Source organism: Isoptericola sp. NPDC056605, from assembly GCF_042792795.1.
Taxonomy (GTDB): domain Bacteria; phylum Actinomycetota; class Actinomycetes; order Actinomycetales; family Cellulomonadaceae; genus Isoptericola.
Map to the genome: position 1 here is coordinate 1 of NZ_JBHTVT010000015.1, position 24074 is coordinate 24074.

Below are 24074 nucleotides of genomic sequence, written 5' to 3' on the forward strand. Positions count from 1 at the left end.
AACACACTGTTGAGTTCTCAAACAACCGACGCACACCGCAGAACCAGAACCAACCGTTCCGACCCCGCCGGGGCAACCCCTCAAACTTACCAGACTTTTTCGGCTGTTCCGACCGCCTGTTTCCAGCCGATCGAACTGCCCGACGCAAGTCGGAAAGCCCCACACCGGTGCTCGGGGCGCACGAATGCGACCTGATCCTCGATGTGAGTTCCAGCCCCGCGCGGCCACCTGAGCTCCGGTCTCCCGGATCATGCTCTTTGGTGTCCGTCTCCCTGTCGGGCTGACGTCGTAGAACATTACACGCTCCGCAGCGCCCGGCCAACTCCGCCCGCGGTGACGCGGGGCACACCGCTCCCCGGGCCCCGACGAGGGCTCGGGACGGGGTCCAGAATCGTGCCGTGACCACCCCGCAGACCGCACCACAGCCCCCGGCGTCCGTCGTCGTCCGGCCCGCCCGGGCCGACGAGAGCGCGCACGTCGCATGGCTCGCCGCACTCACGTTCCCGCTGGCGTGCCCGCCGGGGACCCCGGTGGCCACGATGGCCGCACACGTGGCCGCCCATCTGTCCCCGGGTGCCGTCCGCGCCTGGGTCGCGTCCGACAGGCACGCGCTCCTGGTCGCCGTCGACGACAGGCCCGGAGCACCCGACGACGGTTCGACGACGCCCCTCGGCTACGCGCTCGTGTCCTTCGGCGAGCCGGACGGTGACGAGGAACGAGAGGTGCTGCGCGCCGTCGTGGGCGCGGGCCCGTACTCCGAGCTGTCCAAGATCTACGTGCACCCGGACGCGCTCGGCGGCGGCGTCGCCGCTCAGCTCCTCGAGGCCGCTGCCGCGGCCGCGGGCGCGCTCGGCGCCGCCGCCGGGGTGGACGCTCCCCTGTGGCTCGGCACCAACGCGCAGAACACCCGCGCACAGGCCTTCTATCGCAAGCACGGCTTCGTGGTCGCCGGCACGCGCACGTACGACGTGGGTGGCGTGCGGCACGACGACGTCGTGATGGTCCGCCGCGCGGCCTGACCGCGCGAGCCGACGACGACGGGCGGGCGACGCGTGTCGCCCGCCCGCCGTCGTCGTCGTCCAGCGTGTCCCGGAGGTCCTCAGCCCCGCAGCGCGAGGATCGCGTCCGCGCTGCGCTCCGCGTTGCCGAAGGAGTCGACGGGGAACGGGGGCTCGGCGACCGTCGACGCGTTGTCCTGCTCCCAGATGCCGTGCTGGCGCCCCGAGCCGTTCAGCGCGCCGAGGAACGCCTGGTAGTCGAGGTCGCCCACCCCGAACTCGACGATGTCGTAGCCGTTGGACGACTGCGGGTTCACCCGCCCGTCCTTGAGGTGGAACATCGGGTAGCGGTTCCGGTGCGCCAGGACGTACTCCACCGGCTCGAACCCCGGGTAGAGGTGCCTGCCCACGAACGCCCAGAACACGTCCATCTCCAGGTAGACCGTCGCCGGGTCGGTGTTCTCCAGGAAGACGTCGTACAGCCGCGTCGCCGGGTCGTCGGCCGCGAAGCCGAACTCGTGCTGGTGGTTGTGCTGGTAGAACTTCAGCCCGCGCGCCGCGGCCGCCGCGCCGAACCCGTTGAACTGCTCCGCCGCCGCCAGGTAGCCGCCGACGGTGCGGTCGTTGGTCGGGGCGTTGGCCGTGCCGACGTGCGCCATCCCGAGGGTCTGGGCGATGTCGAGCTCGGCCTCCATGTTGCGGACGAAGTCGGCGATGCCCCGGTGCGCGCCGACCGCCACGAGGCCGTTGTCGTCCAGGAGCGTGCGGATCTCCGACGGCGTGATCGCGCCGACCGCGCCCTGCGTGTACCCGGCGAACTCCACCTCGCGGTACCCGAGGGTGGAGAGCCGCTCGAAGACCGCCCGGAACCCGAGCGCGTTGACCTTGTCCCGGATCGAGAAGAGCTGGATGCCCAGCTTGCCCGGCGGGACGAGCCGGCGCCCGCCGCCGGCCGCGAGCGCCGACGAGGCCGTCGCCGCCCCCAGGCCCACGGACGTGACGGCCGCGGCACCCACCGCGACGGTGGAGCCCGCCAGGCGCAGGAACGACCGACGGTCGAGCTCGGTACGACTGGTCATGCTGATCCCCTTTGATCAGGACGCCGGACCACCCGGCGCCACGCTGTCGCGAGCTTCGGGAGCGGCTCAGCGCTGGGAGAACGCGGCGTCGAACGCGGCCTCGGGCGCGTCGAACGCGAGCCGGCGCACCAGCTCCAGGGCCTCCGGCGCGCCGACCAGGCGGTCCATGCCGGCGTCCTCCCACTCGATCGAGATGGGCCCCGCGTAGCCGATCGTGTTGAGCATCCGGAACGCGTCCTCCCACGGCACGTCGCCGTGCCCCGTGGAGATGAAGTCCCACCCCCGCCGCGGGTCGGCCCACGGCAGGTGGGACGACAGGCGCCCGTTGCGGCCGTTGCCCATCCGCTTCTTCGTGTCCTTGCAGTCCACGTGGTAGATCCGGTCCTTGAAGTCCCACAGGAAGCTCACCGGGTCGAGGTCCTGCCACACCATGTGCGACGGGTCCCAGTTGAGGCCGAACGCCTCGCGGTGCCCGATCGCCTCCAGCGTGCGGACGGTGGTCCAGTAGTCGTACGCGATCTCGCTGGGGTGCACCTCGTGCGCGAAGCGCACGCCCACCTCGTCGAAGACGTCGAGGATCGGGTTCCACCGGTCGGCGAAGTCCTGGTAGCCCGCCTCGACCATCGCCTCAGTGGCCGGCGGGAACATCGCCACGTACTTCCAGATCGACGACCCGGTGAAGCCCACCACGGTGTCGACGCCGAGCCGCGCCGCCAGCCGGGCGGTGTGCTTCATCTCCTCCGCGGCGCGCTGCCGCACCCCCTCCGGGTCGCCGTCGCCCCACACGACGTCCGGCAGGATGTCGCGGTGCCGCTCGTCGATCGGGTCGTCGCAGACGGCCTGGCCCTTGAGGTGGTTGGAGATGGCGTACACCTTCAGCCCGTGCCGCTCCAGCAGGTCGAGACGGGACTGCACGTACGCGTCGTCGTCCCACCGCCACGGGTCCAGGTGGTCGCCCCAGCAGGCGAGCTCGAGGCCGTCGTAGCCCCAGCCCGAGGCGAGGCGGGCCACCTCCTCCAGGGGCAGGTCGGCCCACTGGCCCGTGAACAGGGTGATCGGTCGTGCCATGGTGCGGTTCTCCTCGTCGAGACGGCGGTGCGGGTGGTGGCGGCGAGCTGGTGACGTGGGAGCGGGGCGTGGTCAGCCGGGCAGGTCGACCCAGGCGTGGCCGGCGTCCGAGCTGCGCTCGACGGCGTCGAGCACGCGCTGCACGGCGAGCCCGTCGGCGAACGACGGGGTCGGCTGCTTCCCCGCCGCCAGGTCCTCGACGAGGTCGACGACCTGGTGGGTGAACGCGTGCTCGTAGCCGAGACCGTGGCCGGCGGGCCACCAGTGCCCGCCGTACGGGTGCTCCGGCTCGGTGACGACGATGCGGCGGAAGCCCGCGACCTCCGCGTCGTCCTCGGCGTCGAAGTAGTGCAAGAGGTTCATGTCCTCGAAGTCGAAGGCGAGCGAGCCGCGGGTGCCGCTGACCTCGAGCCGGATGGCGTTCTTCCGCCCCCACGCGTACCGCGTGGCCTCGAAGGTCGCCGTCCCGCCGCCCGACAGCCGGCCGAAGAAGATCGCGGCGTCGTCGACGGTGACCGGGCCGGTGCCCTCCCCCGCCTCCCCCGACAGGCCGGAGAAGGACGCCGGGACCGGCCGCTCGCGCACGAACGTCTCGAGCATGCCCGCCACGCCGACCAGCCGCTCCCCCGTGACGAACTGGGCCAGGTCGACCACGTGCGCGCCGATGTCACCCAGCGCCCCCGACCCGGCCTTGGCCTTGTCGAGCCGCCACGACAGCGGCGTGGCCGGGTCGGACAGCCAGTCCTGCAGGTACTGCGCGCGCACCTGTCGCACCTCGCCGATCCGGCCCTGCTCGACCAGGCGTCGCGCGAGCTGGATCGCCGGGACGCGGCGGTAGGTGAACCCCACCGCCGCGAACACCCCGCGCGCGGCCGCGGCGTCGGCCGCGCGGACCATCTCCTCCGCCTCGGCCACCGAGTTCGCGAGCGGCTTCTCGCACAGCACGTGCTTGCCCGCCTCGAGCGCCGCGACGGCGATCTCGGCGTGCGTGTCGCCCGGCGTGCAGACGTCGACGAGGTCGACGTCGTCCCGGGTGACGAGCTCGCGCCAGTCGGTGACGGCGTCGTCCCAGCCGAGCCGGTCCGCCGCCGCGCGCACCCCCGCGGCGCTGCGGCCCGCCACGACCCGCATCCGCGGGGCGAGCGGGAGGTCGAAGAACCGCGGCGCCGTCCGCCACGCCTGCGAGTGCGCGGCCCCCATGAACGCGTATCCGACCATCCCGACGCCCAGCGTCGGCGTGCCCCCTGCCGTGGCGTGCTCGCTCATCGAGCGACCTCCGTTTCCTCGTGCGGCTGTCGTGCTTCCGTGCGTGCTCTGCGGGTCGGGCCTGACGTCAGGACCGGAACCCGATGGACATGTACTGGTCGACGTTGTCCGCCGTGACCACCGGCGCGTACAGCTGGGTGGTGCGCGGGACCCCGGCCGAGACCAGGTCTCCCATGTTCTTGTTGTGCACCACCAGGCGGGCCAGCTTGATGCCGTCGGCCGCCTGCGTCGACGGGTAGACGACGGTCGCCTTCAGCACCGAGTCGTCCGCCTGGATGTGCTCCATGACGTCGAGGGACCCGGCGCCGCCGACCATGAAGAACTCGTCCCGGCCGGCGTTCTCGATCGCGGCGAGGACGCCGACACCCTGGTCGTCGTCATGGTTCCAGATGGCGTCGATCTGGGGCTCCGCCTGCAGCAGGTTCGACGTCGCCGTCTCCCCGCCCTGGACCGTGAAGTCCGCCGCGACCCGGCGGTCGACGTCGAGCCCGCAGTCGGACAGCGCGTCCTCGAACCCCTTGCTGCGGTCCTGGGTGAGCGGGAGCGACTCGATGCCCTGGATCTCGGCGACGATCGCGTCCGGGTTGTCGCCGAGCTGCTCGCAGATGTAGGTGCCGGCGCTCACGCCCATGCCGTAGTTGTCGCCGAGCACCGTGGCGCGCGCGGCGAACGGGCTGGAGAACTCGCGGTCGACGTTGATGACCGGGATGCCGGCCTCCATCGCCTTGGTCGCGACCTCGGTGAGCGCGGCGCCGTCGAACGGCAGCAGCACGATGGCGTCGACCTTGTCGTTGATGAACTGCTCGATCTGGCTGATCTGCACGTTGACGTCGTTCGTCGCCTCGGCCTGGCGGAGCTCGACGTCGGAGTACTGCTCGGCGGTGTCGACCGCCGACTTGGTGATGGCGCCCATCCAGCCGTGGTCGGCGGCGGGGGCGGAGAAGCCGATGACGACCTTCTCGCCCGGCTCGTCGTTGCCCTCGGCGGCGACCTGCGGGGCGGCCGAGCCCTCGTCCTCGGGCGGCTCGTTGCTGGTGCAGCCGGCGGCGAGCAGGACGGCGGTCGCGGCCGTCGCGGCCAGCGCGACGACGCGACGGCCACGGGTAGGACGCTCCAGCGCGGTGCGTGCGGACATGTGATCATCCTCGATTCGGTCCGGCCGTCCCGGGCGGGTGGCCCGGTGCGGGATGGTGCTGGGGTGGTGCGGGGAGGTTCGGGAGGGCGGTGCGTCAGGTGGACGCGGAGCGCCGGGCGAAGCGCTGCTGGAGCAGGACGGCGACCACGATGATCGCGCCCTTGGCGACGTTCTGGGCGGAGATCGACAGGTTGTTGATCGTGAAGACGTTGGTCAGCATCGCGAAGATGAGGACGCCGATGACGGTGCCCACGATCGTGCCGCGGCCGCCGATGAGCAGCGTGCCGCCGACGACGACGGCCGCGATCACCTCGAGCTCGTAGTACAGGCCGTTCGTGGAGGTGCCCGCGGTGGTGCGGCCCAGCATCATCACGCCCGCGATGCCGGCGGCCAGCCCGGACAGCGCGTAGACGTACAGCAGGTGACGCTGCACCTTGATGCCCGCGAGCCGCGACGCCTCGAGGTTGCCGCCCACGGCCACCGTGCGGCGGCCGAACGTGGTGCGGTTGAACAGGAACCAGCCGGCGACGGCGACCACCGCGAAGATCCACACGAGCACCGGCACGCCGATGAAGTCGGCGCGGAAGAAGTCCAGGAAGCCGTCCACGTTGACGACCTGCGTCTGGCGGCCCGAGATCATCTCCGCGAGGCCGCGGGCGGCGATCATCATCGCCAGCGTCGCGATGAAGGACACGACCTTCCCGTACGCGATGATCAGGCCGTTGACGATGCCCGCCGCGGTGCCGACCACGAGCGCCGTGAGCACCATGACCGTCCAGTGCACGTCCTCGGCCATCGTCTGCGTGGCGAGCGTGCTGGCCCACACCGAGGCGAGCCCCGTCAGGGAGCCCACCGAGAGGTCGATCCCCCCGGCCGTGATGACGAACGTCATCCCGATGGCGAGGACCCCGGTCACGGACGCGAGCCGGAGGATGGTCATGACGTTGTCGAGGCTGGCGAAGCGCTCGCCGCCCGTGATCACGCCGACGACGGCGACGAGAGCCAGGGCCACGACGAGCCCGATCGTGCGGCCCGCCGGTCCCGACAGCCACGAGGGCCGCGACGTGCCGGCGGCCGGCGACTCCACCTGGGTGCTCATGCGGTGGTTCCTTCCATGACGAGGTCGAGCACGCCGTGCTCGTCGATGTCCTGCGCGGGTGCCCGGTGCACCACGCGCCCTTCGGAGACCACGAGCACGTGGTCGGCGAGCCCGAGGACCTCGGGGATCTCGCTGGAGACGACGACCACCGCCGTCCCGGCGTCGGCGAGGCGGCGCACGAGCGCGTACAGCTCGGACCGCGCGCCGACGTCGACGCCGCGGGTGGGCTCGTCGAGGAGCAGCACGTCGCAGCCGTGCACGAGCCATCGCCCGAGCAGGGCCTTCTGCTGGTTGCCGCCGGAGAGGGTGCGGGCCGCCCGGTCGACGTCGGTGGGCCGCAGGTCGAGGGCGGCCACCTGCTCGCGCGCCGCCGTGCGCTCGGCGCGCTCGTCGAGCCAGCCGCCGCGGGCGAACCGGGCGAACGTCGAGAGGGTGACGTTCCGGTAGACGGGCTCGTCGAGGACGAGGCCCTGGCTCTTGCGCTCCTCCGGGCACAGCCCGATGCCGGCGGCGACCGCGGTGTCGACCGAGCCCGCGCGCAGGGCGCGGCCCTTGACCGTGACGGTGCCCGACGACCGGCGGCGCGCGCCGTAGAGCGTCTCGAGGATCTCCGACCGCCCGGCGCCGACGAGCCCGGCCAGGCCGACGATCTCTCCGGCCCGGACCTGGAACGACACGTCCTCGAACGTGCCCGCGAGGCCCAGTCCCTCGACGTCGAGCACCACGGGCGCGTCGTCGGGGACGCCGGGGCGCTCGGGGAACGCGTACTCGACGTTGCGGCCGGTCATGAGCCGGATGAGCTCGGTCGTGGGCGTCGTGGCGGCCGGGAGGTCGCGGCCCACCGTGCGCCCGTTCTTGAGGACCGTGATGCGGTCGCCGATCTCCCGGATCTCCTCGAGGCGGTGGGAGATGTACACGACCGCGACGCCCTGGGCCGTGAGCGCGCGGACGACGCGGAACAGGTTCCGCACCTCCCCGGCGTCGAGCACGGCGGACGGCTCGTCCATGACGATGACGCGCGCCTCGTGGGAGAGCGCCCGCGCCATGGACACGACCTGCTTGCCCGCGGCGGAGAGCTGGCCGACCTCGCGGTGGGGCGAGATCTCGGGGTGGCCGAGGCGTGCCAGCAGCTCCCGGGTACGGGTGGCGACCTCGCGGCGCTGGGTGAACCCGCCGCGCGCGAGCTCGTGCCCGAGGTACACGTTCTCCGCGACGGTGAGCCCGTCGACGACGTCGAGCTCCTGGTAGATCGTCGCGACCCCGCGCTGCAGGGCCGCGACCGGGTGCGGGACGACGACCTCCTCGCCGTCGAGCACGATCCGGCCCGCGGTGGGCTGGTGCGCCCCGGCGAGGACCTTGATGAGCGTGGACTTCCCGGCGCCGTTCTGCCCGAGCAGGCAGTGCACCTCGCCCGGCAGCACGTCGAGGTCCACCCCGTCGAGCGCCTTGGCGCCCGGGAAGTGCTTGACGATGCCCTCCATGCGCAGCAGAGGGGCGGGGGCGTCGCTGCCCTCCGGCGGTGCCGCGTCGTCGCGGTCCACGTCGACCATGGCTCGAACCTAGGACGCACTTCTGTCGATCGTCAAGCAAAAGACGGGTGTTATTCGATCGTGATTGACTACGGTCATGACGGAAGGCGCAGCGGCCGGACCTCGCACGCCCGGGGCCGGCGAGATGTTCCAGCTCCTGCGCGACGGCCGGGCCCGCACCCGCGCCGAGCTCGCGAGCCTCACGGGCCAGGCCCGGTCGACCGTCGCGGGGCGGATCGACGCGCTCATGGCGGCGGGCCTCATCGCCCCTGCCGGCGAGGCCACGTCGACCGGGGGGCGCCCGCCCGCCACCTTCGCGTTCAACCCGTCGTCGCAGGTGGTGCTGGGGGTCGACCTCGGTGCCACCCACGCCCGGCTCGCCGTGACCGACCTCGCGTCCACCGTGCTCGCCGAGCTCGACGCGCCCCTCGCCATCGCCGACGGACCGGAGCCCGTGCTCGGCTGGGTCGCGGACACCGGGCGCAAGCTGCTCGAGACCGCGGGGCGCTCCGTCGGCGACCTCGCCGGCGTGGGCGTCGGCCTGCCGGGCCCCGTCGAGCACGCGACCGGGCACCCGAACAACCCGCCGATCATGCCCGGCTGGGACGACGCCGACGTGCCCGGCATCCTCCGCGGCCACTTCGACGCCCCCGCGCTGGTCGACAACGACGTGAACATCATGGCGCTCGGCGAGCACCGCATCGCCTGGCCCGACGTCTCCGACCTGATCCTCGTCAAGGTCGCCACCGGCATCGGCGCGGGCATCATCGCCGACGGCGCGCTGCGGCGTGGCGCCCAGGGCGCCGCCGGCGACGTCGGGCACATCGCCGTGCCCGGGGCGGAGGACATCGTGTGCCGGTGCGGCAACGTCGGCTGCCTCGAGGCGATCGCGAGCGCCCAGGCCCTGGCCGTGCGGCTCGGCGCCGAGGGCCTGGACGTGTCCGGCCCCGCGGACGTCGTCGCGCTGGTCCGCGGCGGCGATGTCACCGCCGGCCGTGCCGTGCGCCAGGCCGGGCGCGAGATCGGCAGCGTCCTCGCGGCGACGGTCAGCCTGCTCAACCCCTCCGTCATCGTGCTCGGCGGCATCCTCGCCGAGGCGGGCGAGCACCTCCTCGCCGGCATCCGCGAGGTCGTCTACCGACGGTCGCTGCCGCTGGCCACCCAGCACCTGCGCATCGCCGTCGCGCGCACCGGCGCGCAGGCGGGCGTGCTCGGAGCGGCCGCCATGGCGGCCGACCACGCCTTGTCGCCCGACGCCGTGGACGCGCTGACCGCCTGACGCCGCCGTCCGTACGATGCGCGGCATGACCTCGGCGTTCACCGGACTCCTCGCCTACCCGATCACCCCGCTGGCCGAGGACGGGGAGGTGGACCTGGACGGCCTGGAGGCCCTCGTCGGCGCGGCCGTGTCCGCCGGCGCGGACGGCGTCGTCGTGCTGGCGACCTCCGGCTCCGGGGTGTCGTTCGACGACGACGAGCGCGACGCCGTGGTCCGGGTCGCCGTGGCGGCCGCGGGCGGCGCGCCGGTGCACGTGGGCGCCGCCGCGGAGTCGGCGCACCGGGTCGTCGCGCGGGCACGCCGCGCCCGCGAGGCCGGTGCCGCCGGGCTGGTGCTGCCCCCGTTCGCGTACCTCCCGCTCGACGACGCGGAGGTGCGCGCCCTGTACGCACGGGTCGCGGCCGCCGTGCCGGGCACGCCGGTGTGCTTCTACAACAAGCCCGTGCAGCTCGGGTTCGACGTCTCTGCCGAGATGCTCGCGGCGCTGCACGACGACGGCTCCGTGATCGCGGTGAAGGACCCGGCGTCGCCGCCGTCCCGACCGGGCGGACGCGTGGCCGCGCTGCGGACGGCGGGGGTCGCGGTGGGGCTCAGCGGCGACACCGCGCTGATCGGCGACGCCGAGCCCGCGGACGCCTGGCACACCGGGCTCGCGGCGCTCGCGCCGACCGAGTACGTCGCCGTCCGGCGGGCCCGGGTCGCGGGGACCGTTGCCGCCGACGCGGCACGGGACTGGCTGCTCGACGTCGCGCGGGCCGTGGCGGACACGGGGCGCCCGGTCGCCGCGCTGCACGCCGTCGCCGCCCTGCTCGGTACGCCGACCGCGCCGCCGCGCGACACGCTCGTGCCGCTCACGGCCGCGGACGACGCCGCGCTGCAGGCCGTCGTCGCGCGACGCCCCTGACGCACCGCCGGACGTCAGGCGGTGCGGCCGAGGACCGCGACGTGCAGGTCCAGCAGGGCCGCGGTGCGCTCGCTCGGGCCGCGGCCGAAGCCGCACTCCGTGGCGACGCCGACGGTCCGGTCGCCCAGCACCTGCGTGGCCGCGGCCAGCCGGCGCGCGGCCCCCTCGACGCCGTCCTCGTGGTGCAGGACGCCGAGGTAGAGCTCGGTGGCCGGGTCGAGCGCGAGGTCGCCGAGCGGCGCGACGTACGCGACGTCGTCGCGGTCGATCGGGACGGGCAGGTGCACCCACGTGATCGGGCGCGGGAGGGCCGACACCAGGGCGTTCGCCATCTCCACGAGGTGTCCCGTGTCGGCCGGCTCGACGAAGTGCTTCTCGGCCACGTCGCCGTAGCAGAGGTGGAAGCCGAGCTGGACGCCCTCGGGCACGTGCGCCGCGAACCGCGCCGCGCGGGCGGCACAGCCGCGCACGACGTCCTCGTCCCCGCCGGCGTCGCGATCGAACCAGGCCCGCGCGGCGCCGCCGCCGAGGTTCGCGCCCTCGACGAACGCGAACTCGGTGGCCAGGTCCACCTGCACCGCGAGGTCTTCGGCGGGGATCGCGGCGACGATCTCGTCGAGCTCGCGCACCAGCGCCGCCTCGTAGACCGGGTGCACCGCGGCACGGTCGGCCGGCGCGACGAACGTCGTGACCGCGGCCAGCGGCGACGGCAGGCAGACCTGGAACCGCGTGCCGGGCGCGATCACGCCCTCGGCGCGCAGGGCCGCGAAGTCGGCGTACGACGCGAGCGCGGCCTCCGCGTAGCCCAGCGGCCCGAACCGGAGCTCGTCCGCCGGCACCGAGCCGTCGAGCACGTGCGGCCGCACGTCGAAACCGGCCACGACGACGGGCGCGTCGCCCACGCGCACCAGCCCGTCGACCGCCTCGAACCGCGCGCCCTGGAACAGGATCCAGTGGAACCGCTCGCCCACCTCGCCGTCCGGGATGCGGCGGGCGTGGGGGCCGAGCCGCGTCGCGACCGTGCGCAGCGTGTCGCGCGCCGAGGGGAGGTTCACGGAACCCACCAGGTGGGCGCCGCGCAGCGTCAGGGTCGAGGCGGTCTGGTGCGAGGAGAGCGTGTCGGGCACCCGCGCATCGTAGCCCCGGGCGTCAGACCTCCTCGGCGGCGTCCGCGCTCTCCTCTGCGCCGTCCTGCGCACCATCGCCCAGCGCGGCCGGACCGCCCTGCAGCAGGCGCGTGAACGCCGCCTCGTCGAGGATCGGCAGGCCGAGCTCCTCCGCCTTCGCGGCCTTCGACCCGGCGTTGGCGCCGACGACGACGTAGTCCGTCTTCTTCGACACCGACCCGGCCGCCTTGCCGCCCGCGGCCAGGACGGCCTCCTTGGCGCCGTCGCGGCTGTAGCCCTCGAGCGAGCCGGTGACCACCACCGTGAGCCCGGCGAGCGGCCCGGTCGGGCCCTTGTCGGCCGCTGCCGCCATCGCCTCGGGGCCCGGGTGGTCGGGGATCCACGTGCGCACCCCGGCCGCCTGCCAGCGGTCGACGATCTCGCGGTGCCACCCGACGTCGAACCAGGCCAGCAGCGCGTCGGCGATGATCGGGCCCACGCCCTCGACGGCGGCCAGCTCCTCGCGCGACGCCGCCCGGATCGCGTCGAGCGAGCCGAACCAGCCCGCGAGCGCCCGGGCCGCCACGGGCCCGACATGGCGGATGTTGAGGCTGACGAGGATGCGCCACAGGTCCTTCGTCTTGGCCAGCTCCAGCTCCTCGAGGAGCTTGGTGGCCGCAGCGGTGGGCTCGAACTCGGGCAGGGCCTCGCCCGCCGCCTCGGCCTCGGCGCGGCGGGCCCTGGTGACCGTGACCTTCTTGCGGAACGGGGTGCGGCGCCGCGCGACGCCGTCGTCGTCCGCCCTGGGCAGCCCCGTCTCGGCGTCGCGCACGACGACCTCGATGGGCAGCAGCTGCTCCAGCGTGAGGTCGAACAGGCCCGCCTCCGTGCGCAGCGGAGGCACCTCGGGCACCTCGGGCTGCGTGAGGGCCGATGCCGTGACCTCGCCGAGCGCCTCGACGTCCAGCCCGCCCCGCGAGCCGATGTGCTCCACCCGGCCGCGCACCTGCGCCGGGCACGTCTCGGCGTTGGGGCAGCGCAGGTCGACGTCACCCTCCTTCATCGCCCGCAGCGGGGTGTCGCACTCGGGGCACTCGGCGGGCATGACGAACTCCTCGCGCGGGTAGCCGTCATCGGCCAGCGCCGTCACCGGGCCGAGGATCTCGGGGATGACGTCGCCCGCCTTGCGCAGCACGACCATGTCGCCGATGCGCACGCCCTTCGCCCTCACCACGTCCTGGTTGTGCAGGGTCGCCTGGCGCACGGTGGAGCCTGCGACCAGGACCGGCTCCATCACCGCGTACGGGGTGGCGCGGCCGGTGCGCCCCACGCCCACCTGGATCGCCACGAGGCGGGTCGTGACCTCCTCGGGCGGGTACTTGTAGGCGATCGCCCAGCGGGGGGCGCGGCTCGTCGCGCCGAGCCGGCGCTGGTCGTCGAGGGCGTCGACCTTGACGACGATGCCGTCCAGCTCGTGCTCGATGTCGTGCCGGTGGGCGCCGAACCACTCGATCATCTCGACCACGCCGTCGACACCCTCGACCACCCGGTTGTGCGGGGAGACCGGCAGCCCCCACCGCGCGAAGTGCTCGTACGCCTCCGACTGCCGGGCCAGCTCCGTGTGCTCGCCCGCCGTCCACTGCAGCGCGCCGATCCCGTGCACGTACAGGCGCAGGGACTCGACGCGGGCGACGCCCGCCTCGAGCTCCATGCCCTCCTTCTTGTCGAGCAGCTGGCGCAGCCCGCCGGCCGCCGCGTTGCGCGGGTTGGCGAACTGCGGGAAGCGGCGGAGCGCCGCGACGCGGGCCCGCTCCTCGTCGAACGGGCGGGCGGCGGCGGCCCGGCCCTCGTGCCGCGCCCGCGACTCGGCCACGACGCGCTCGCGCAGCTGCCCCTGCAGCTCGTTCAGCCGCTCGAAGGAGGCGACGGGTATGAAGACCTCGCCGCGGACCTCGACGAGGTCGGGGTGTCCGTCGCCCGCCAGCCGCCGCGGGATGTCGGCGATCCGCAGCGCGTTCTGCGTGACGTCCTCGCCCGTGCGGCCGTCGCCGCGGGTCGCCGCGCGCACCAGGCGCCCCTTCTCGTACAGCAGTGCGATGGCGAGCCCGTCGATCTTCACCTCGGACAGGTAGCCGACGTGCTCCGCGCCCAGGTCGCGGGCCACGCGCGCGTCCCACGCCCGCAGCTCGTCGACGGAGAACACGTTGTCGAGGCTGAGCATCCGCTCGACGTGCTCGACCGTCGCGAAGCCGGCGGCGGCCGCGCCGCCCACCCGCTGCGTCGGCGACTCGGGCGTCTGGAGCGCCGGGTGCGCGGCCTCGATCGCCTCCAGCTCGTGCATCCGCGCGTCGTACTCCGCGTCGGACACCCGGGGGGCGTCGTCCTCGTAGTAGGCGCGCTGGTCCTCCTCGACGAGGGCGACCAGCTCGGCCCAGCGACGCTGGGCGGCGGCTTCGTCGAGCAGGGTGTCCGGCCCTGAGTCGAGGCCGGTGTTCTCGGTGTCCGTCACGGGCCCATCTTGCCGCGCGCCGCCGACACCGGCCGGGTCGGGCGCCCCGTCCCGCCCGACCTGCGAGAAGGCCTGTCCCGATCTCTGTCCGAACCGCTACGATTCTGGCGATTTGGCCCCTCTCGACCGACAGCAAGGACGCTCATGAAGATCGCCGTCGTCGGCGCCGGCTTCGCCGGCCTGGCCAGCGCCAAGGTGCTCCGCGAGTTCGGGCACGACGTCACCGTGCTCGACAAGGCCCCCGACGTCGGCGGCGTGTGGAGCGCGAGCCGCCGTTACTCGGGCCTGACCACGCAGAACAACAAGGGCTCGTACGCCTTCTCGGACCTGCCCATGCCGAAGGACTACCCCGAGTGGCCCAGCGGCGAGCAGGTGCAGGCGTACCTGGAGCGGTACGTCGACCTCCACGACCTGCGCGGCTCGCTCCGGCTGTCGACCGAGGTCGTGCGCGCGGAGCTCACGCCCGCGGAGGACGGCTGGTCCGTCACCGCGCGGCGCACGGGCGAGCCGGTCGGCGAGCCGGAGCGCTTCGACCACGTCGTGGTCGCGAACGGCATCTTCTCCGACCCGGTGATCCCGCGCTTCGAGGGCCTGGCGCAGCTGCTGCGCGCCGGCGGCAAGGTGGTCGCCTCGAGCCAGCTCACGTCCCTCGAGGACGCGCGCGGCAAGCACGTCGTCGTCGTCGGCTACGGCAAGTCCGCGTGCGACGTCGCCGCCGAGATCGCCCCGGTCGCCGCGAGCACCCAGGTCGTGGCGCGGCACCTGCTGTGGAAGCTGCCCAAGCGGCTCGGCAACGCGCTCAACTACAAGTACCTCCTGCTCACCCGCATGGGCGAGGGGCTGTTCCGCTACGAGACGCTGTCCGGGGGCGTGGAGAAGTTCCTGCACGGGCCGGGCGACGGCGTCCGCAGGTCGATGCTCGCCAGCGTCGGCGCGGTCTCGGTCAAGCAGTTCCGCCTGAAGGAGCTCGGGCTCGTGCCGCGCGGCGAGTTCGCCGACATCGCCCGCTCGACGGTCTCGCTCGCCACCGACAGCTTCTTCGAGCAGGTGTCCGAGGGACGGATCGACGTGCACCGCGAGTCCGAGATCGAGCGCTTCGCCGTGGACGACGACGGCGCCCCCGTCGCCGTGCTCGACGACGGCACCACCGTGCGCGCCGACCTCGTGGTGTGCGGCACCGGCTTCCACCAGCGCGTGCCGTTCCTCGACGACGACCTCCAGGCGCGGCTGCTCGACGACCGCGGCAACTTCCAGCTCTACCGGCAGGTGCTGCCGCACGACGTGCCGCACCTGACGTTCGCCGGGTACAACTCGTCGCTGTTCAGCCCGCTGTCGGCCGAGGTCGCCGCGCTGTGGACCGCCGCCCACCTGGCCGGCGCCGTCGACGTCCCCCCGGTCGAGGAGCGCCGCGAGCTCGTCGCGAGCCGCGTGGACTGGATGGAGAAGCGCACCGAGGGCAAGCACGCCCGCGGCACCAACGTCATCCCGTTCTCGCTGCACCAGATCGACGAGATGCTGACGGACCTCGACCTGCAGCTGCCCGCGGCCACCCGCGCCGGCCAGTGGCTGCTGCCGGTGGACCCGAAGGCGTACCGGCACCTGCCCGGCCGGCTGCGCGAGCGGATCGGCTGACGCGGCCGGTCACCTGAAGCGCGCGGGGAGCGCGCTCGGGTAGCGCACCCACGCGGAGCGCACGGGCACGACGTCGGCCGGCGAGACGGTCAGCTCCACGTCCGCGACCCGGGCGAGGAAGTGCCCCACGACCGTCCGGGTGATCAGCGGCGCCGTGCGGTGCGCCGGGCACGCGTGCGCGCCGGTCCCCCACGTGAGGTGGAAGCGCGCGTCGGCCTGCTCCCACGGGTCCGCGGCGCGGACGGTGCGGTCGGCGTTGGCCGCCGCCACCGCCGGCACGACGGCGTCGCCCGCCGCGATCGCCTGGCCGCCCAGCTCGCCGTCCGCGAGGGCGTAGCGCGGCCGCAGGTGCGGCAGCGGGGGCGCGTCCCGCGCCACCTCGTCGAGCGCGTCGTCGAGCGAGAGGCGGCCGCCGTGCAGACGGCCGGCGAACCCCGGGTCGGCGAGCAGCCGCTGCACCGCGGTCGCGATCCACGCGATCTCGGCATCGTGCGCCGTGGCGAACACGAGCGCGACGGCGGCCATCACCTCGAGGTCGTTCTCGTGGGCGGGGTGGGCGAGCAGCGCGGACGTCAGGTCGTCGCTCGGCTCCGCGCGACGCCCGGCGACGAAGCCCGCGAGCAGGTCCTCCGCCTCGAGGGACGCCGGGTACGCGTCGTCGGTGCCGGAGCGCTGGGCGACGGTGAGCTCGTGCATCCGGCGGGCGTCCGCGAGCGTCATGCCGAGCAGGTCGGCCAGCACCCGCACCGGCACGTCGACGGCGTACTCCGCCACCAGGTCCGCCGTGCCGCGGGCGGCCAGGCGGTCGAGCACCGAGGTGCAGGCGACGTCCGCCGTCCGGCGCACGCGCTTGTCCTCCACGGCGTCGAGCGCGTCGGCCAGAGGCGTGCGCAGGCGCCGGTGCTCCGCACCGTCCCGGTCGTGGGCGCCGTCGCGCGAGGCGAGCAGCGCGCGGGTCGCCGAGCGCCGCCCGACGAGTCCCTCCGCCTCGTACCGCCAGTGCCGCGCGTCGCGGGAGAACATCGCCTCGTTGCGCAGGACGGCGGCGACCTCCGAGTGGCCGAGCGCGAGCCACGCGGGCACGCCCGGCTCGAGGTCGACGGGCGCGAGGGCCCCCCAGCGCGAGCGCAGCGCCTCGTACCGCGCCGGCGGGTCGGGCGCGCCGACCAGGTCGGCGAGCAGCGGCCGGTCGGCCACGTCCTCGAGGCGCACCACGCGCACCGCGCCGGTGAGGCTCATGCCGCGGCGCCCGCGCGGGCGAGGCGCACCGCGTGCGCGACGAGCGCCTGGAGCGCCTCGACGGCCTGCCGCCGTTCGCGCAGGTCGCCGGCGACGACGGGGGTGTCCGGCGGCAGGTCGAGCGCGGCGCGCACCGCGTCGGTCCCGTGCCGCGGCGCGTCCGGGAACTCGTTGACGACGACCGTGACCGGCAGCGCCGTGTGCTCCTCGAGCTGGTCCAGCACCTCGAAGCTCTCCTCCAGGCGGCGCGTGTCCACGACGACGAGCGCGCCGACCGCGCCGTCCGCCAGCCCCGCCCACAGGTCCCAGAAGCGCTTCTGCCCGGGCGTGCCGAACAGGTAGAGGGCCGTGGTGCCGCCCACCGTGACGCGCCCGAAGTCCATCGCGACCGTCGTCGTGCTCTTCTCCCCCAGCCGCGGGTCGACGCCGACGCTGGCCGCCGTGATCGTCTCCTCCGTGCTCAGCACGGGGATCTCGCTCACCGCGCCGATGAGCGTCGTCTTGCCGACGCCGTACGCGCCCACGACGAGCACCTTCACCGACCGCTCGACCGTGGGCGCCAGGTGCAGGGAGGCCGGGTCGACGGGCGGTGCCTCAGAACCGCCGGAGACCATCGAGGACCTCCTCCAGCAGGTCGACGCCCGGCAGGTCGTGATGCGCCGACGACCGGACCGCCAGGTAGCCGGCGTCGAGCAGGTCGGAGGCGAGGACGGCGACCAGGCTGGTGGGCAGGTGCAGGTACGCGGCGAGCTCGGCCAGGGCGAGCGTGCCGCGGCACGTCTCGAGCAGGGCGCGCTCGTGCCGGCCCGCGCCGACGGGCAGCTCGCGGCCGTCGTCCACCGCGCACAGCAGCGTCTCGGGCCGCAGCGTGTTGCGGCTGGGGTGCGCGCGCCCGCCCGTGAGGACGTACGAGCGCACCGGGTGGTCGCGGTAGCCGCCCGTCATCGCGTCCCCTCCGCAACGGGAACGGCGGGCACGCCGGCGGGCGTGGCGGCGGGGCGCAGGACGTCCGTGCCGAGCGTCCGCTCGCCGATCATCAGCACCTGGGCCTGCATCTGCTGGGCCACGAGCCCCGGGTCGACCGCCGCGTCGGTGACGACCGCCAGCCGCGAGCCGTCGCCCGCGCCGCGCACGAAGAGGAAGCCGCCGTCGAACTCGACGAGCACCTGCCGCAGCGCGTCGCCGGCGCCGAACTCCCGGCCCATGCTCATGCCGAGCGCCACGAGGCCGGCGCACGCCGCCGCGACCTTGTCGGCCGTGTCCGGCGGCGTGACGTCCGTGCGGACCTTCACCAGGCCGTCCGAGCTGAGCACGACGACGTGCCGCACGCCGCGCACCCCCGCGACGAGGTCGAGCATCCAGCTGTCCGGGTGCGCGGGCGCGGGCGTCGCGTCGGTGGTCGGGGTCGTCATGTGTCCTCCGAGGTCACGTCCGGCACGGCGGACGGCTGCTGGCTGGGTTGGTCGGTGGTCGGGGTCCCGGCGGCGTCGTCGGGTGCGCCGGCGGAGGCGTCCCGGTCGGCGGAGAAGAACGCGCCGATCCACGCGCCGGCCTCCTCCGCCGTCTGTGCCGGGACCGCCGCGGTCGGGGCGGTCGGCGGCGCGCCGGGCACCGCGCGCTGGGTCCCCGTGGCGGGGCCGCGGCGCGAGCGCCGCTGCGGCAGGGTCGGGGCGCCGTCCGGCCCCGTCGTCCCGCCGCCGTGTGCCTCGGGCGCCGCCGGCCCGGGCCGCACCTCCGGGGCTGGCTGCTGCGGCCAGGGCTCGTCGACGCTCGGGGCGAGGGTGTCGGGCGCCGCGGCAGCCGCGGTGACGAGCTCGGCCGGCACCATGACCACGGCGCGCAGACCGCCGTACACGGACTCCGTGAGGTCCACGCGCAGGTCGAGGGCACGGGCGTACGAGCCCACGACCGCGAGGCCGGTCTGCGGCACCTCGCCGAGGTCGGCGATGCCGACGGGCCGCGCGCCGGACGCGACGGCGCGCACCCGCTCCAGCTCGCGGGCGGCCATCCCGACGCCGCAGTCGTCGACCTCGACGACCGCGCCCCGCTGCACCTGCCGAATCGCGACGAGCACCTGGGTGCTGGGGGGCGAGCACTGGGTGGCGTTGGCGAGCAGCTCGGCGAGGACGTGCACGACAGGCTCGACCGCGCGGCCGACCACGGCCAGCCCCGGGTCGCCGGACACCTCGACGCGCTGGAACGCCGTGATCCGGCCGGCGGCCGCGCGCACGACGTCCGGCAGGGCGAGCGGGTCGTCCCACGTCTGCCCGGGCCGCCGGCCGCACAGCGCGACGAGGTTCTGCGCCTGGCGCGCGTGCTGCGCGGCGGCGTGGTCGATCCGCATGGAGGTCTGCAGGACGTCCGGGTCGGCCGCGTGCCGCTGCACCATCCGCGCCGCCTCCTCCTGGATGCGGTGCGCCGACGCCTGCACCTTGCGCCCCAGGGCGACGACGGCGGTCTCCACGGCGGAGCGCTGGTCGTCGCGGGCCTCGCGGGTGCGCGCGAGCTCGGCCGTCGCGTCGTCCAGCGCACCGGCGGCGGCGGCGAGCTCCGCCGCGCGCGCGTCACGCTCCGTCCGCAGCACGGCGCGGTCGCGGTCCCCGCGCGCGACGGCGCGGGACAGCGCCACCACCGCGACGACGACGAGCAGCGCGGCGGCTCCCGACAGCGCCGCCGCCCCCTCGGGCGGGAGCCGGTCGCCGAGCACCGGCACCGCCGCGAGGCACAGGACGGCCGCGGCCGCGCAGAGCTGGGCCGGGACGCGCGCCGTCGCGCGCGAGCCGGCAGAGGTCGTCGTGCTCACCGCACCCCCGTGGGTGGAAGGGTCGGGTCCCGGCGGCGGTGACCGTGCCGCGCGAAAGCGGCTTTCTCCGCGAAACCCTTGGATCGTCCATAGCGGGATCAATGCCCTGACCAGGAGTTTCTACCACGGGCACCCCCCGGGTGAAAGGCACCGCCACCCCTCGGCGCGCCCGGCGGCTAGGGTGCCGGACATGACCGCCGAGCGACTCGAGCCCGCACCACCGTCAGCCCTGGACGCCGCACCGCCGACCCCGCTCGACCCGACCCGCCCGGACCCGTTCGCGTGGCTCGAGGAGGTCGAGGGCGCCGAGGCGCTGGCGTGGGTGCGCGGCCGCAACGACCACGCGCACGCGACCGTCGGAGGCGCCCCCGGCTTCGCCGCGACGGAGGCGGCGGTCCGCGAGGTGCTCGACTCCGACGAGCGCATCCCCGACGTCTCCCGGATCGGCGACCACCTGTACAACTTCTGGCGCGACGCGGAGCACGAGCGCGGGCTGTGGCGCCGCACCACCCTCGACTCGTACCGGACCGACTCCCCCGCCTGGGAGACGGTGCTCGACCTCGACGCCCTCGCCGCGGCGGAGGGCGAGAGCTGGGTGTGGCACGGCGCGTCGCTGCTGCGCCCGACGCCCGCGCAGCTCGCGGCGGGCGAGCCCTGGCGCCGCGCGCTGGTCGACCTCTCCCCCGGCGGCTCCGACGCGGACGTCACGCGCGAGTTCGACCTCGTCGACAAGCGGTTCGTCCCCGCCGCCGAGGGCGGGTTCGAGCGCGACACGGCGCGCGACGACGGTCGCACCGGCGCCAAGGGCGGCCTGGCGTGGGCCGACGAGGACACGGTGTACGTCTTCACCGACTTCGGCCCGGGCACGACGACGCCGTCCGGCTACCCGCGGACCGTGCGGCTGTGGCGGCGCGGGACGGCGCTCGACGACGCGCCGCTCGTGTACGAGGGCGCCGACGACGACATGTACATCTCCGCGCGCCGCTCGCGCACGCCCGGCTTCGAGCGCGACCTCGTGAGCCGCTCGATCGCCTTCTACCGGTCGGAGACGTTCCTCGTCGAGGCGGTCGGGACGCCCGAGCAGCGCCTGGTGAGGATCGAGGTGCCCGAGTCGGCGGAGGTCGGATTCCACCGCGAGTGGCTGCTGGTGGAGCTGCGCGACGACTGGACGCCCGCGGCCACCACCTACGCCGCCGGGTCGTTGCTGGCCGCGCCCGCGGACGCGTTCCTCGCCGGCTCGCGCGACCTCACGGTCCTGTTCGCGCCCACGCCGTCGACGTCGCTGGTCGGTGCCTCGTGGACGCGCCACCACCTGGTCGTCAACGTGCTCGACGACGTGAAGAACGCCGTGCACGTGCTCACCCCGCCCGCCGGCACGTCCCTCGACGCGGCGGCCGGCGTGCCCTGGACCCGCTCGGAGCTCCCGCTCGGCGGCGGGCTGCTCACCGTCGGGGTGCGCGCCGTCGACCCCCTGGACGGCGACGACGTCTGGGTCACGACCACCGGGTACCTCACGCCGTCCACGCTCGCGCTGGCGACCGTCGCCGGTCCCGGCGCGGAGCCGGGCGAGCCGGAGCCGCTGAAGGCCGCGCCGGCCTACTTCGACGCGGACGGCATGGTCGCGGTGCAGCACTTCGCCACCTCCGACGACGGCACCCGCGTGCCGTACTTCGTCGTGGGCCGCCAGGACCTGGTCGAGCCCGCCGACCCGACGACGCCGGGGACAGGGCCGGGCACCGCGCCCACGCTGCTCTACGGGTACGGCGGCTTCGAGATCCCGCTGCTGCCGGGCTACTCCGGCACGGTGGGGCGGGCGTGGCTCGCCCGCGGCGGCGTGTACGTCGTCGCGAACATCCGCGGCGGCGGCGAGTACGGCCCCGCGTGGCACCAGGCCGCGCTGCGCGAGCGCCGGCACAAGGCCTACGAGGACTTCGCCGCCGTCGCGCGCGACCTCGTGGCCCGCGGCATCACCACGCCCGAGCACCTCGGTGCGCAGGGCGGGTCCAACGGCGGCCTGCTGGCGGGGAACATGCTCACGCAGTACCCGGACCTGTTCGGCGCGGTCGTGGTGCAGGTGCCGCTGCTCGACATGTTGAGGTACTCCCACCTGCTCGCCGGCGCGTCGTGGGTGGCCGAGTACGGCGACCCCGACACCGAGGACTGGGAGTTCGTCCGCACCTTCTCGCCGTACCACCTGCTCGACGGCGACCGCAGCTACCCGCCGGTGCTGTTCACGACGTCGACGAAGGACGACCGCGTGCACCCCGGCCACGCGCGCAAGATGGCGGCGCTGATGCTGGCCGCGGGCGGGCCGGCCGGGCGGGACGTGACCTATTACGAGAACGTCGAGGGCGGCCACGGGGGCGCCGCCAACAACGCGCAGGCCGCGCACATGTCCGCCCTGGCCTGGACGTTCCTGCGCGAGCGCCTGGCCTGACCGGCCGGTCCCGGCGGGCGAGCCCGCCGGGACCCGGCGTCAGGCCGGCCCGAGCGCCGCGCGCACGGACGTCCACGACGCGAGCTGCGCGCGCACGTCCTCCCGCGACTCCGTGGCCAGGGCCTCGGCGTAGGCACGCTCGAGCAGGTCGTCGACGAGGACCTTCGCGCCGGTGGCGGCCGACTCGACGGCCGCGGCCACCATGACGAGGCTGAGCACGTTCTCGTGCACCTCGCCCATGGGCGTGGGACCGCCGTCGAGCGCCGCCAGGAAGGTCGCCAGCGACCCGGCGATCCCGTCACCGGGGTCCACGCCCTGCGCCGCGTCGTGCGGCCTGTCACTCGGCCCCTCGACGACCGGCTCGTGGTCGCCGTCCCAGAGGGCGGTGCCGTCCCGCCCGGAGAGCCGCCAGGCCCCGTTCCACGACGTCTCCCGGCCGGGGCTGCACCAGCTGCCCGTGTAGGAGTAGCGGACGCCGCCCGTCATCTCGAACACCGCGGTGGCCGCGGCGTCGCCGGCGTACCAGCTCCACGACGGGTTGAACTCCTCGCAGTACACCGAGACGGGCTCGGCGCCCAGCAGGAACCGGGCGGTGTCGAAGGGGTGGATCGCCATGTCGAGCAGCAGCGGGTGCGCCATCGCGTCGCGGAACCCGCCGAAGCGGGGCGCCTTGAAGAACTCCGTGGTGAGCACCCCCAGGTCGCCCAGCGTGCGCGCCTGCTCCCGGAAGGCGAAGAGCTGCCGGTTGTAGCGGCGCGACTGGCTCACCACGAAGAGCTCCTCGGTCACCTCGGCGGCCGCGGCGAGCGAGAGCGCGCGCGGCACCGACTCGGCCACCGGCTTCTCGCCGAGCACGGGCAGCCCCGCGAACAGCGCGGCCGTGGTGACGGGGTGGTGCGCGGCCGGGACGGTGACGTTCACGACCGCGCGCGCCCCGGTCTCCCGGGCGAGCGCGACGGCGTCCGTCCCGACCGGGACGTCCGCCAGCCCGGCCTCCGCGAGCGCCCCGCGGGCCGCGTCGAGGTCGAGGTCGACGACGCCGGCCAGCTCCGCCCCCGGCTCGGCCCGGATGGCGGACAGCCACGCCCGGCCCATGCCCCCGGCGCCGACGAGGACCAGCGGGGTGCTCACAGCCCGGCCTCCGCCGCGGCGGCACGAGCGTCGTCGTTCAGCGCGCCGCCGTAGCCCTGGCCGCGGTAGAAGTCCTCGGTCTCGTAGCGCAGCAGGGTGGGGGTGGTGCGCTCGGGGCGCAGGGTCACGGCCCACTCGACGGCGTTGGAGATGACCTTGCGGACCCCGTCGTGGAAGTACGTCGGGTACTCCTGGTCGCCCGGGCGGAAGTAGAAGATCTTGCCGAAGCCGCGCCGGTAGGTGATGCCGGAGCGGAAGACCTCGCCGCCGGAGAAGGTGCTGAGGAAGACGGTCTCGTCCGGGGCGGGGACGTCGAAGAACTCCCCGTACATCTCGTCCTCCTCGATGATCATCGGGTGCGGGATCCCCTGGGCGATCGGGTGGGTCGGGTCGACCGTCCACACCAGCTCCCGGTCGTGCTCGGCGCGCCAGCGCAGGGTGCAGGTGGTGCCCATGAGCTTCATGAAGATCTTCGACCAGTGGCCGGAGTGCAGGACGACGAGCCCCATGCCCTCGAGCACGTGGCGGTGCACCCGCTCGACGACCTCGTCGGAGACCTCGCCGTGCGCGGCGTGCCCCCACCAGGTGAGCACGTCGGTGTCGCGCAGCACCTCCTCGGTGAGCCCGTGCTCGGGGTCGTCGAGCGTCGCGGTGCGCACGCGCACGCCGGCGCCGAGGTTCTCCTCGATGCCCTGCGCGACGGCGCCGTGCATCCCGTCGGGGTAGCGGGCGGCGACGGACGGCTCGAGCTGCTCGTGGCGGTTCTCGCCCCAGACGGTGACGCGGATCGGTGCGGGGGTGGTGGTCATGAGGGTGCTCCGTTTCTCGGGGAGGGTTCTGCGGACAGGTTCTCGGGGAGG

The 24074-nt window shown here is 74.6% G+C and carries 20 protein-coding genes; 5 read left to right on the top strand and 15 right to left on the bottom strand.

What is annotated here, in order from left to right:
• The first annotated feature begins 398 nt into the window (after positions 1–398).
• Positions 399–1019 (top strand): GNAT family N-acetyltransferase, encoded by a 621-nt coding sequence (locus ACFQ8Y_RS15320; protein ID WP_430552104.1) that lies wholly within the window; start codon positions 399–401, stop codon positions 1017–1019.
• A gap of 80 nt (positions 1020–1099) precedes the next feature.
• Here the strand turns inward: ACFQ8Y_RS15320 and ACFQ8Y_RS15325 are convergent, their stop codons facing one another.
• The 6 genes from ACFQ8Y_RS15325 to ACFQ8Y_RS15350 all read right to left on the bottom strand — a co-directional run bounded on the left by ACFQ8Y_RS15325 (position 1100) and on the right by ACFQ8Y_RS15350 (position 8195).
• Positions 1100–2077 (bottom strand): sugar phosphate isomerase/epimerase family protein, encoded by a 978-nt coding sequence (locus ACFQ8Y_RS15325; RefSeq protein WP_430562864.1) that lies wholly within the window; start codon positions 2075–2077, stop codon positions 1100–1102.
• A gap of 66 nt (positions 2078–2143) precedes the next feature.
• Positions 2144–3145, bottom strand: coding sequence for a sugar phosphate isomerase/epimerase family protein (locus tag ACFQ8Y_RS15330; protein WP_429766845.1), 1002 nt, complete (start codon positions 3143–3145; stop codon positions 2144–2146).
• A gap of 72 nt (positions 3146–3217) precedes the next feature.
• On the bottom strand, positions 3218–4411 hold the full coding sequence (locus ACFQ8Y_RS15335; RefSeq protein WP_430552102.1) for a Gfo/Idh/MocA family protein: 1194 nt from the start codon (positions 4409–4411) through the stop codon (positions 3218–3220).
• Between the two features lie 67 nt (positions 4412–4478).
• Positions 4479–5546 (bottom strand): substrate-binding domain-containing protein, encoded by a 1068-nt coding sequence (locus ACFQ8Y_RS15340; RefSeq protein ID WP_430552101.1) that lies wholly within the window; start codon positions 5544–5546, stop codon positions 4479–4481.
• A gap of 94 nt (positions 5547–5640) precedes the next feature.
• Positions 5641–6645, bottom strand: a complete 1005-nt coding sequence (locus ACFQ8Y_RS15345) for an ABC transporter permease (protein ID WP_430552100.1) — start codon at positions 6643–6645, stop codon at positions 5641–5643.
• Positions 6642–8195 (bottom strand): sugar ABC transporter ATP-binding protein, encoded by a 1554-nt coding sequence (locus ACFQ8Y_RS15350; RefSeq protein WP_430586040.1) that lies wholly within the window; start codon positions 8193–8195, stop codon positions 6642–6644. The genes ACFQ8Y_RS15345 and ACFQ8Y_RS15350 overlap by 4 nt, the downstream gene beginning before the upstream one ends.
• 76 nt (positions 8196–8271) lie before the next feature.
• On the opposite strand from ACFQ8Y_RS15350, the gene ACFQ8Y_RS15355 reads away from it, so the two are divergent.
• Entirely contained in the window at positions 8272–9453 is a 1182-nt protein-coding gene (locus ACFQ8Y_RS15355) for an ROK family transcriptional regulator (protein WP_430586041.1), read from the top strand.
• Positions 9454–9478: 25 nt separating this feature from the next.
• A complete protein-coding gene (locus ACFQ8Y_RS15360; RefSeq protein WP_430586042.1) occupies positions 9479–10357 on the top strand; it encodes a dihydrodipicolinate synthase family protein in 879 nt (292 codons plus the stop codon).
• 14 nt (positions 10358–10371) lie between these two features.
• Here ACFQ8Y_RS15360 and ACFQ8Y_RS15365 read toward each other — a convergent pair whose 3' ends face one another.
• Together ACFQ8Y_RS15365 and ligA are read right to left on the bottom strand one after the other, a co-directional pair.
• Entirely contained in the window at positions 10372–11484 is a 1113-nt protein-coding gene (locus ACFQ8Y_RS15365; RefSeq protein ID WP_430586043.1) for a hypothetical protein, read from the bottom strand.
• 22 nt (positions 11485–11506) lie between these two features.
• On the bottom strand, positions 11507–13972 hold the full coding sequence (ligA, locus tag ACFQ8Y_RS15370) for an NAD-dependent DNA ligase LigA (protein WP_430586044.1): 2466 nt from the start codon (positions 13970–13972) through the stop codon (positions 11507–11509).
• Positions 13973–14116: 144 nt separating this feature from the next.
• Between ligA and ACFQ8Y_RS15375 the strand changes: the two genes are divergently transcribed.
• On the top strand, positions 14117–15604 hold the full coding sequence (locus ACFQ8Y_RS15375; protein WP_430586045.1) for a flavin-containing monooxygenase: 1488 nt from the start codon (positions 14117–14119) through the stop codon (positions 15602–15604).
• Between the two features lie 9 nt (positions 15605–15613).
• Here ACFQ8Y_RS15375 and ACFQ8Y_RS15380 read toward each other — a convergent pair whose 3' ends face one another.
• From ACFQ8Y_RS15380 to ACFQ8Y_RS15400, 5 genes are read right to left on the bottom strand one after another with little or no spacing between them, the layout of a single operon-like run.
• Positions 15614–16843, bottom strand: coding sequence for a hypothetical protein (locus tag ACFQ8Y_RS15380; protein ID WP_430586046.1), 1230 nt, complete (start codon positions 16841–16843; stop codon positions 15614–15616).
• Positions 16840–17457, bottom strand: coding sequence for an ATP/GTP-binding protein (locus tag ACFQ8Y_RS15385; protein ID WP_430552092.1), 618 nt, complete (start codon positions 17455–17457; stop codon positions 16840–16842). The genes ACFQ8Y_RS15380 and ACFQ8Y_RS15385 overlap by 4 nt, the downstream gene beginning before the upstream one ends.
• On the bottom strand, positions 17438–17788 hold the full coding sequence (locus ACFQ8Y_RS15390; RefSeq protein WP_430586047.1) for a DUF742 domain-containing protein: 351 nt from the start codon (positions 17786–17788) through the stop codon (positions 17438–17440). The genes ACFQ8Y_RS15385 and ACFQ8Y_RS15390 overlap by 20 nt, the downstream gene beginning before the upstream one ends.
• On the bottom strand, positions 17785–18255 hold the full coding sequence (locus ACFQ8Y_RS15395) for a roadblock/LC7 domain-containing protein (RefSeq protein WP_430586048.1): 471 nt from the start codon (positions 18253–18255) through the stop codon (positions 17785–17787). The genes ACFQ8Y_RS15390 and ACFQ8Y_RS15395 overlap by 4 nt, the downstream gene beginning before the upstream one ends.
• Complete coding sequence (locus ACFQ8Y_RS15400; RefSeq protein WP_430586049.1) at positions 18252–19646, bottom strand: ATP-binding protein; 1395 nt, start codon at positions 19644–19646, stop codon at positions 18252–18254. The genes ACFQ8Y_RS15395 and ACFQ8Y_RS15400 overlap by 4 nt, the downstream gene beginning before the upstream one ends.
• Positions 19647–19836: 190 nt before the next feature.
• On the opposite strand from ACFQ8Y_RS15400, the gene ACFQ8Y_RS15405 reads away from it, so the two are divergent.
• Positions 19837–22083 (top strand): prolyl oligopeptidase family protein, encoded by a 2247-nt coding sequence (locus ACFQ8Y_RS15405; RefSeq protein WP_430586050.1) that lies wholly within the window; start codon positions 19837–19839, stop codon positions 22081–22083.
• A 39-nt stretch (positions 22084–22122) separates the two neighbouring features.
• On the opposite strand, the gene ACFQ8Y_RS15410 is transcribed toward ACFQ8Y_RS15405, so the two are convergent.
• Both ACFQ8Y_RS15410 and ACFQ8Y_RS15415 read right to left on the bottom strand, forming a co-directional pair.
• Positions 22123–23178 carry a Gfo/Idh/MocA family protein gene (locus ACFQ8Y_RS15410; protein ID WP_430586091.1) on the bottom strand — a complete coding sequence of 352 codons (1056 nt, stop codon included), beginning with the start codon at positions 23176–23178 and terminating at the stop codon, positions 22123–22125.
• Between the two features lie 32 nt (positions 23179–23210).
• Positions 23211–24023, bottom strand: coding sequence for a ThuA domain-containing protein (locus tag ACFQ8Y_RS15415; protein ID WP_430586051.1), 813 nt, complete (start codon positions 24021–24023; stop codon positions 23211–23213).
• Between the last annotated feature and the right edge of the window lie 51 nt (positions 24024–24074).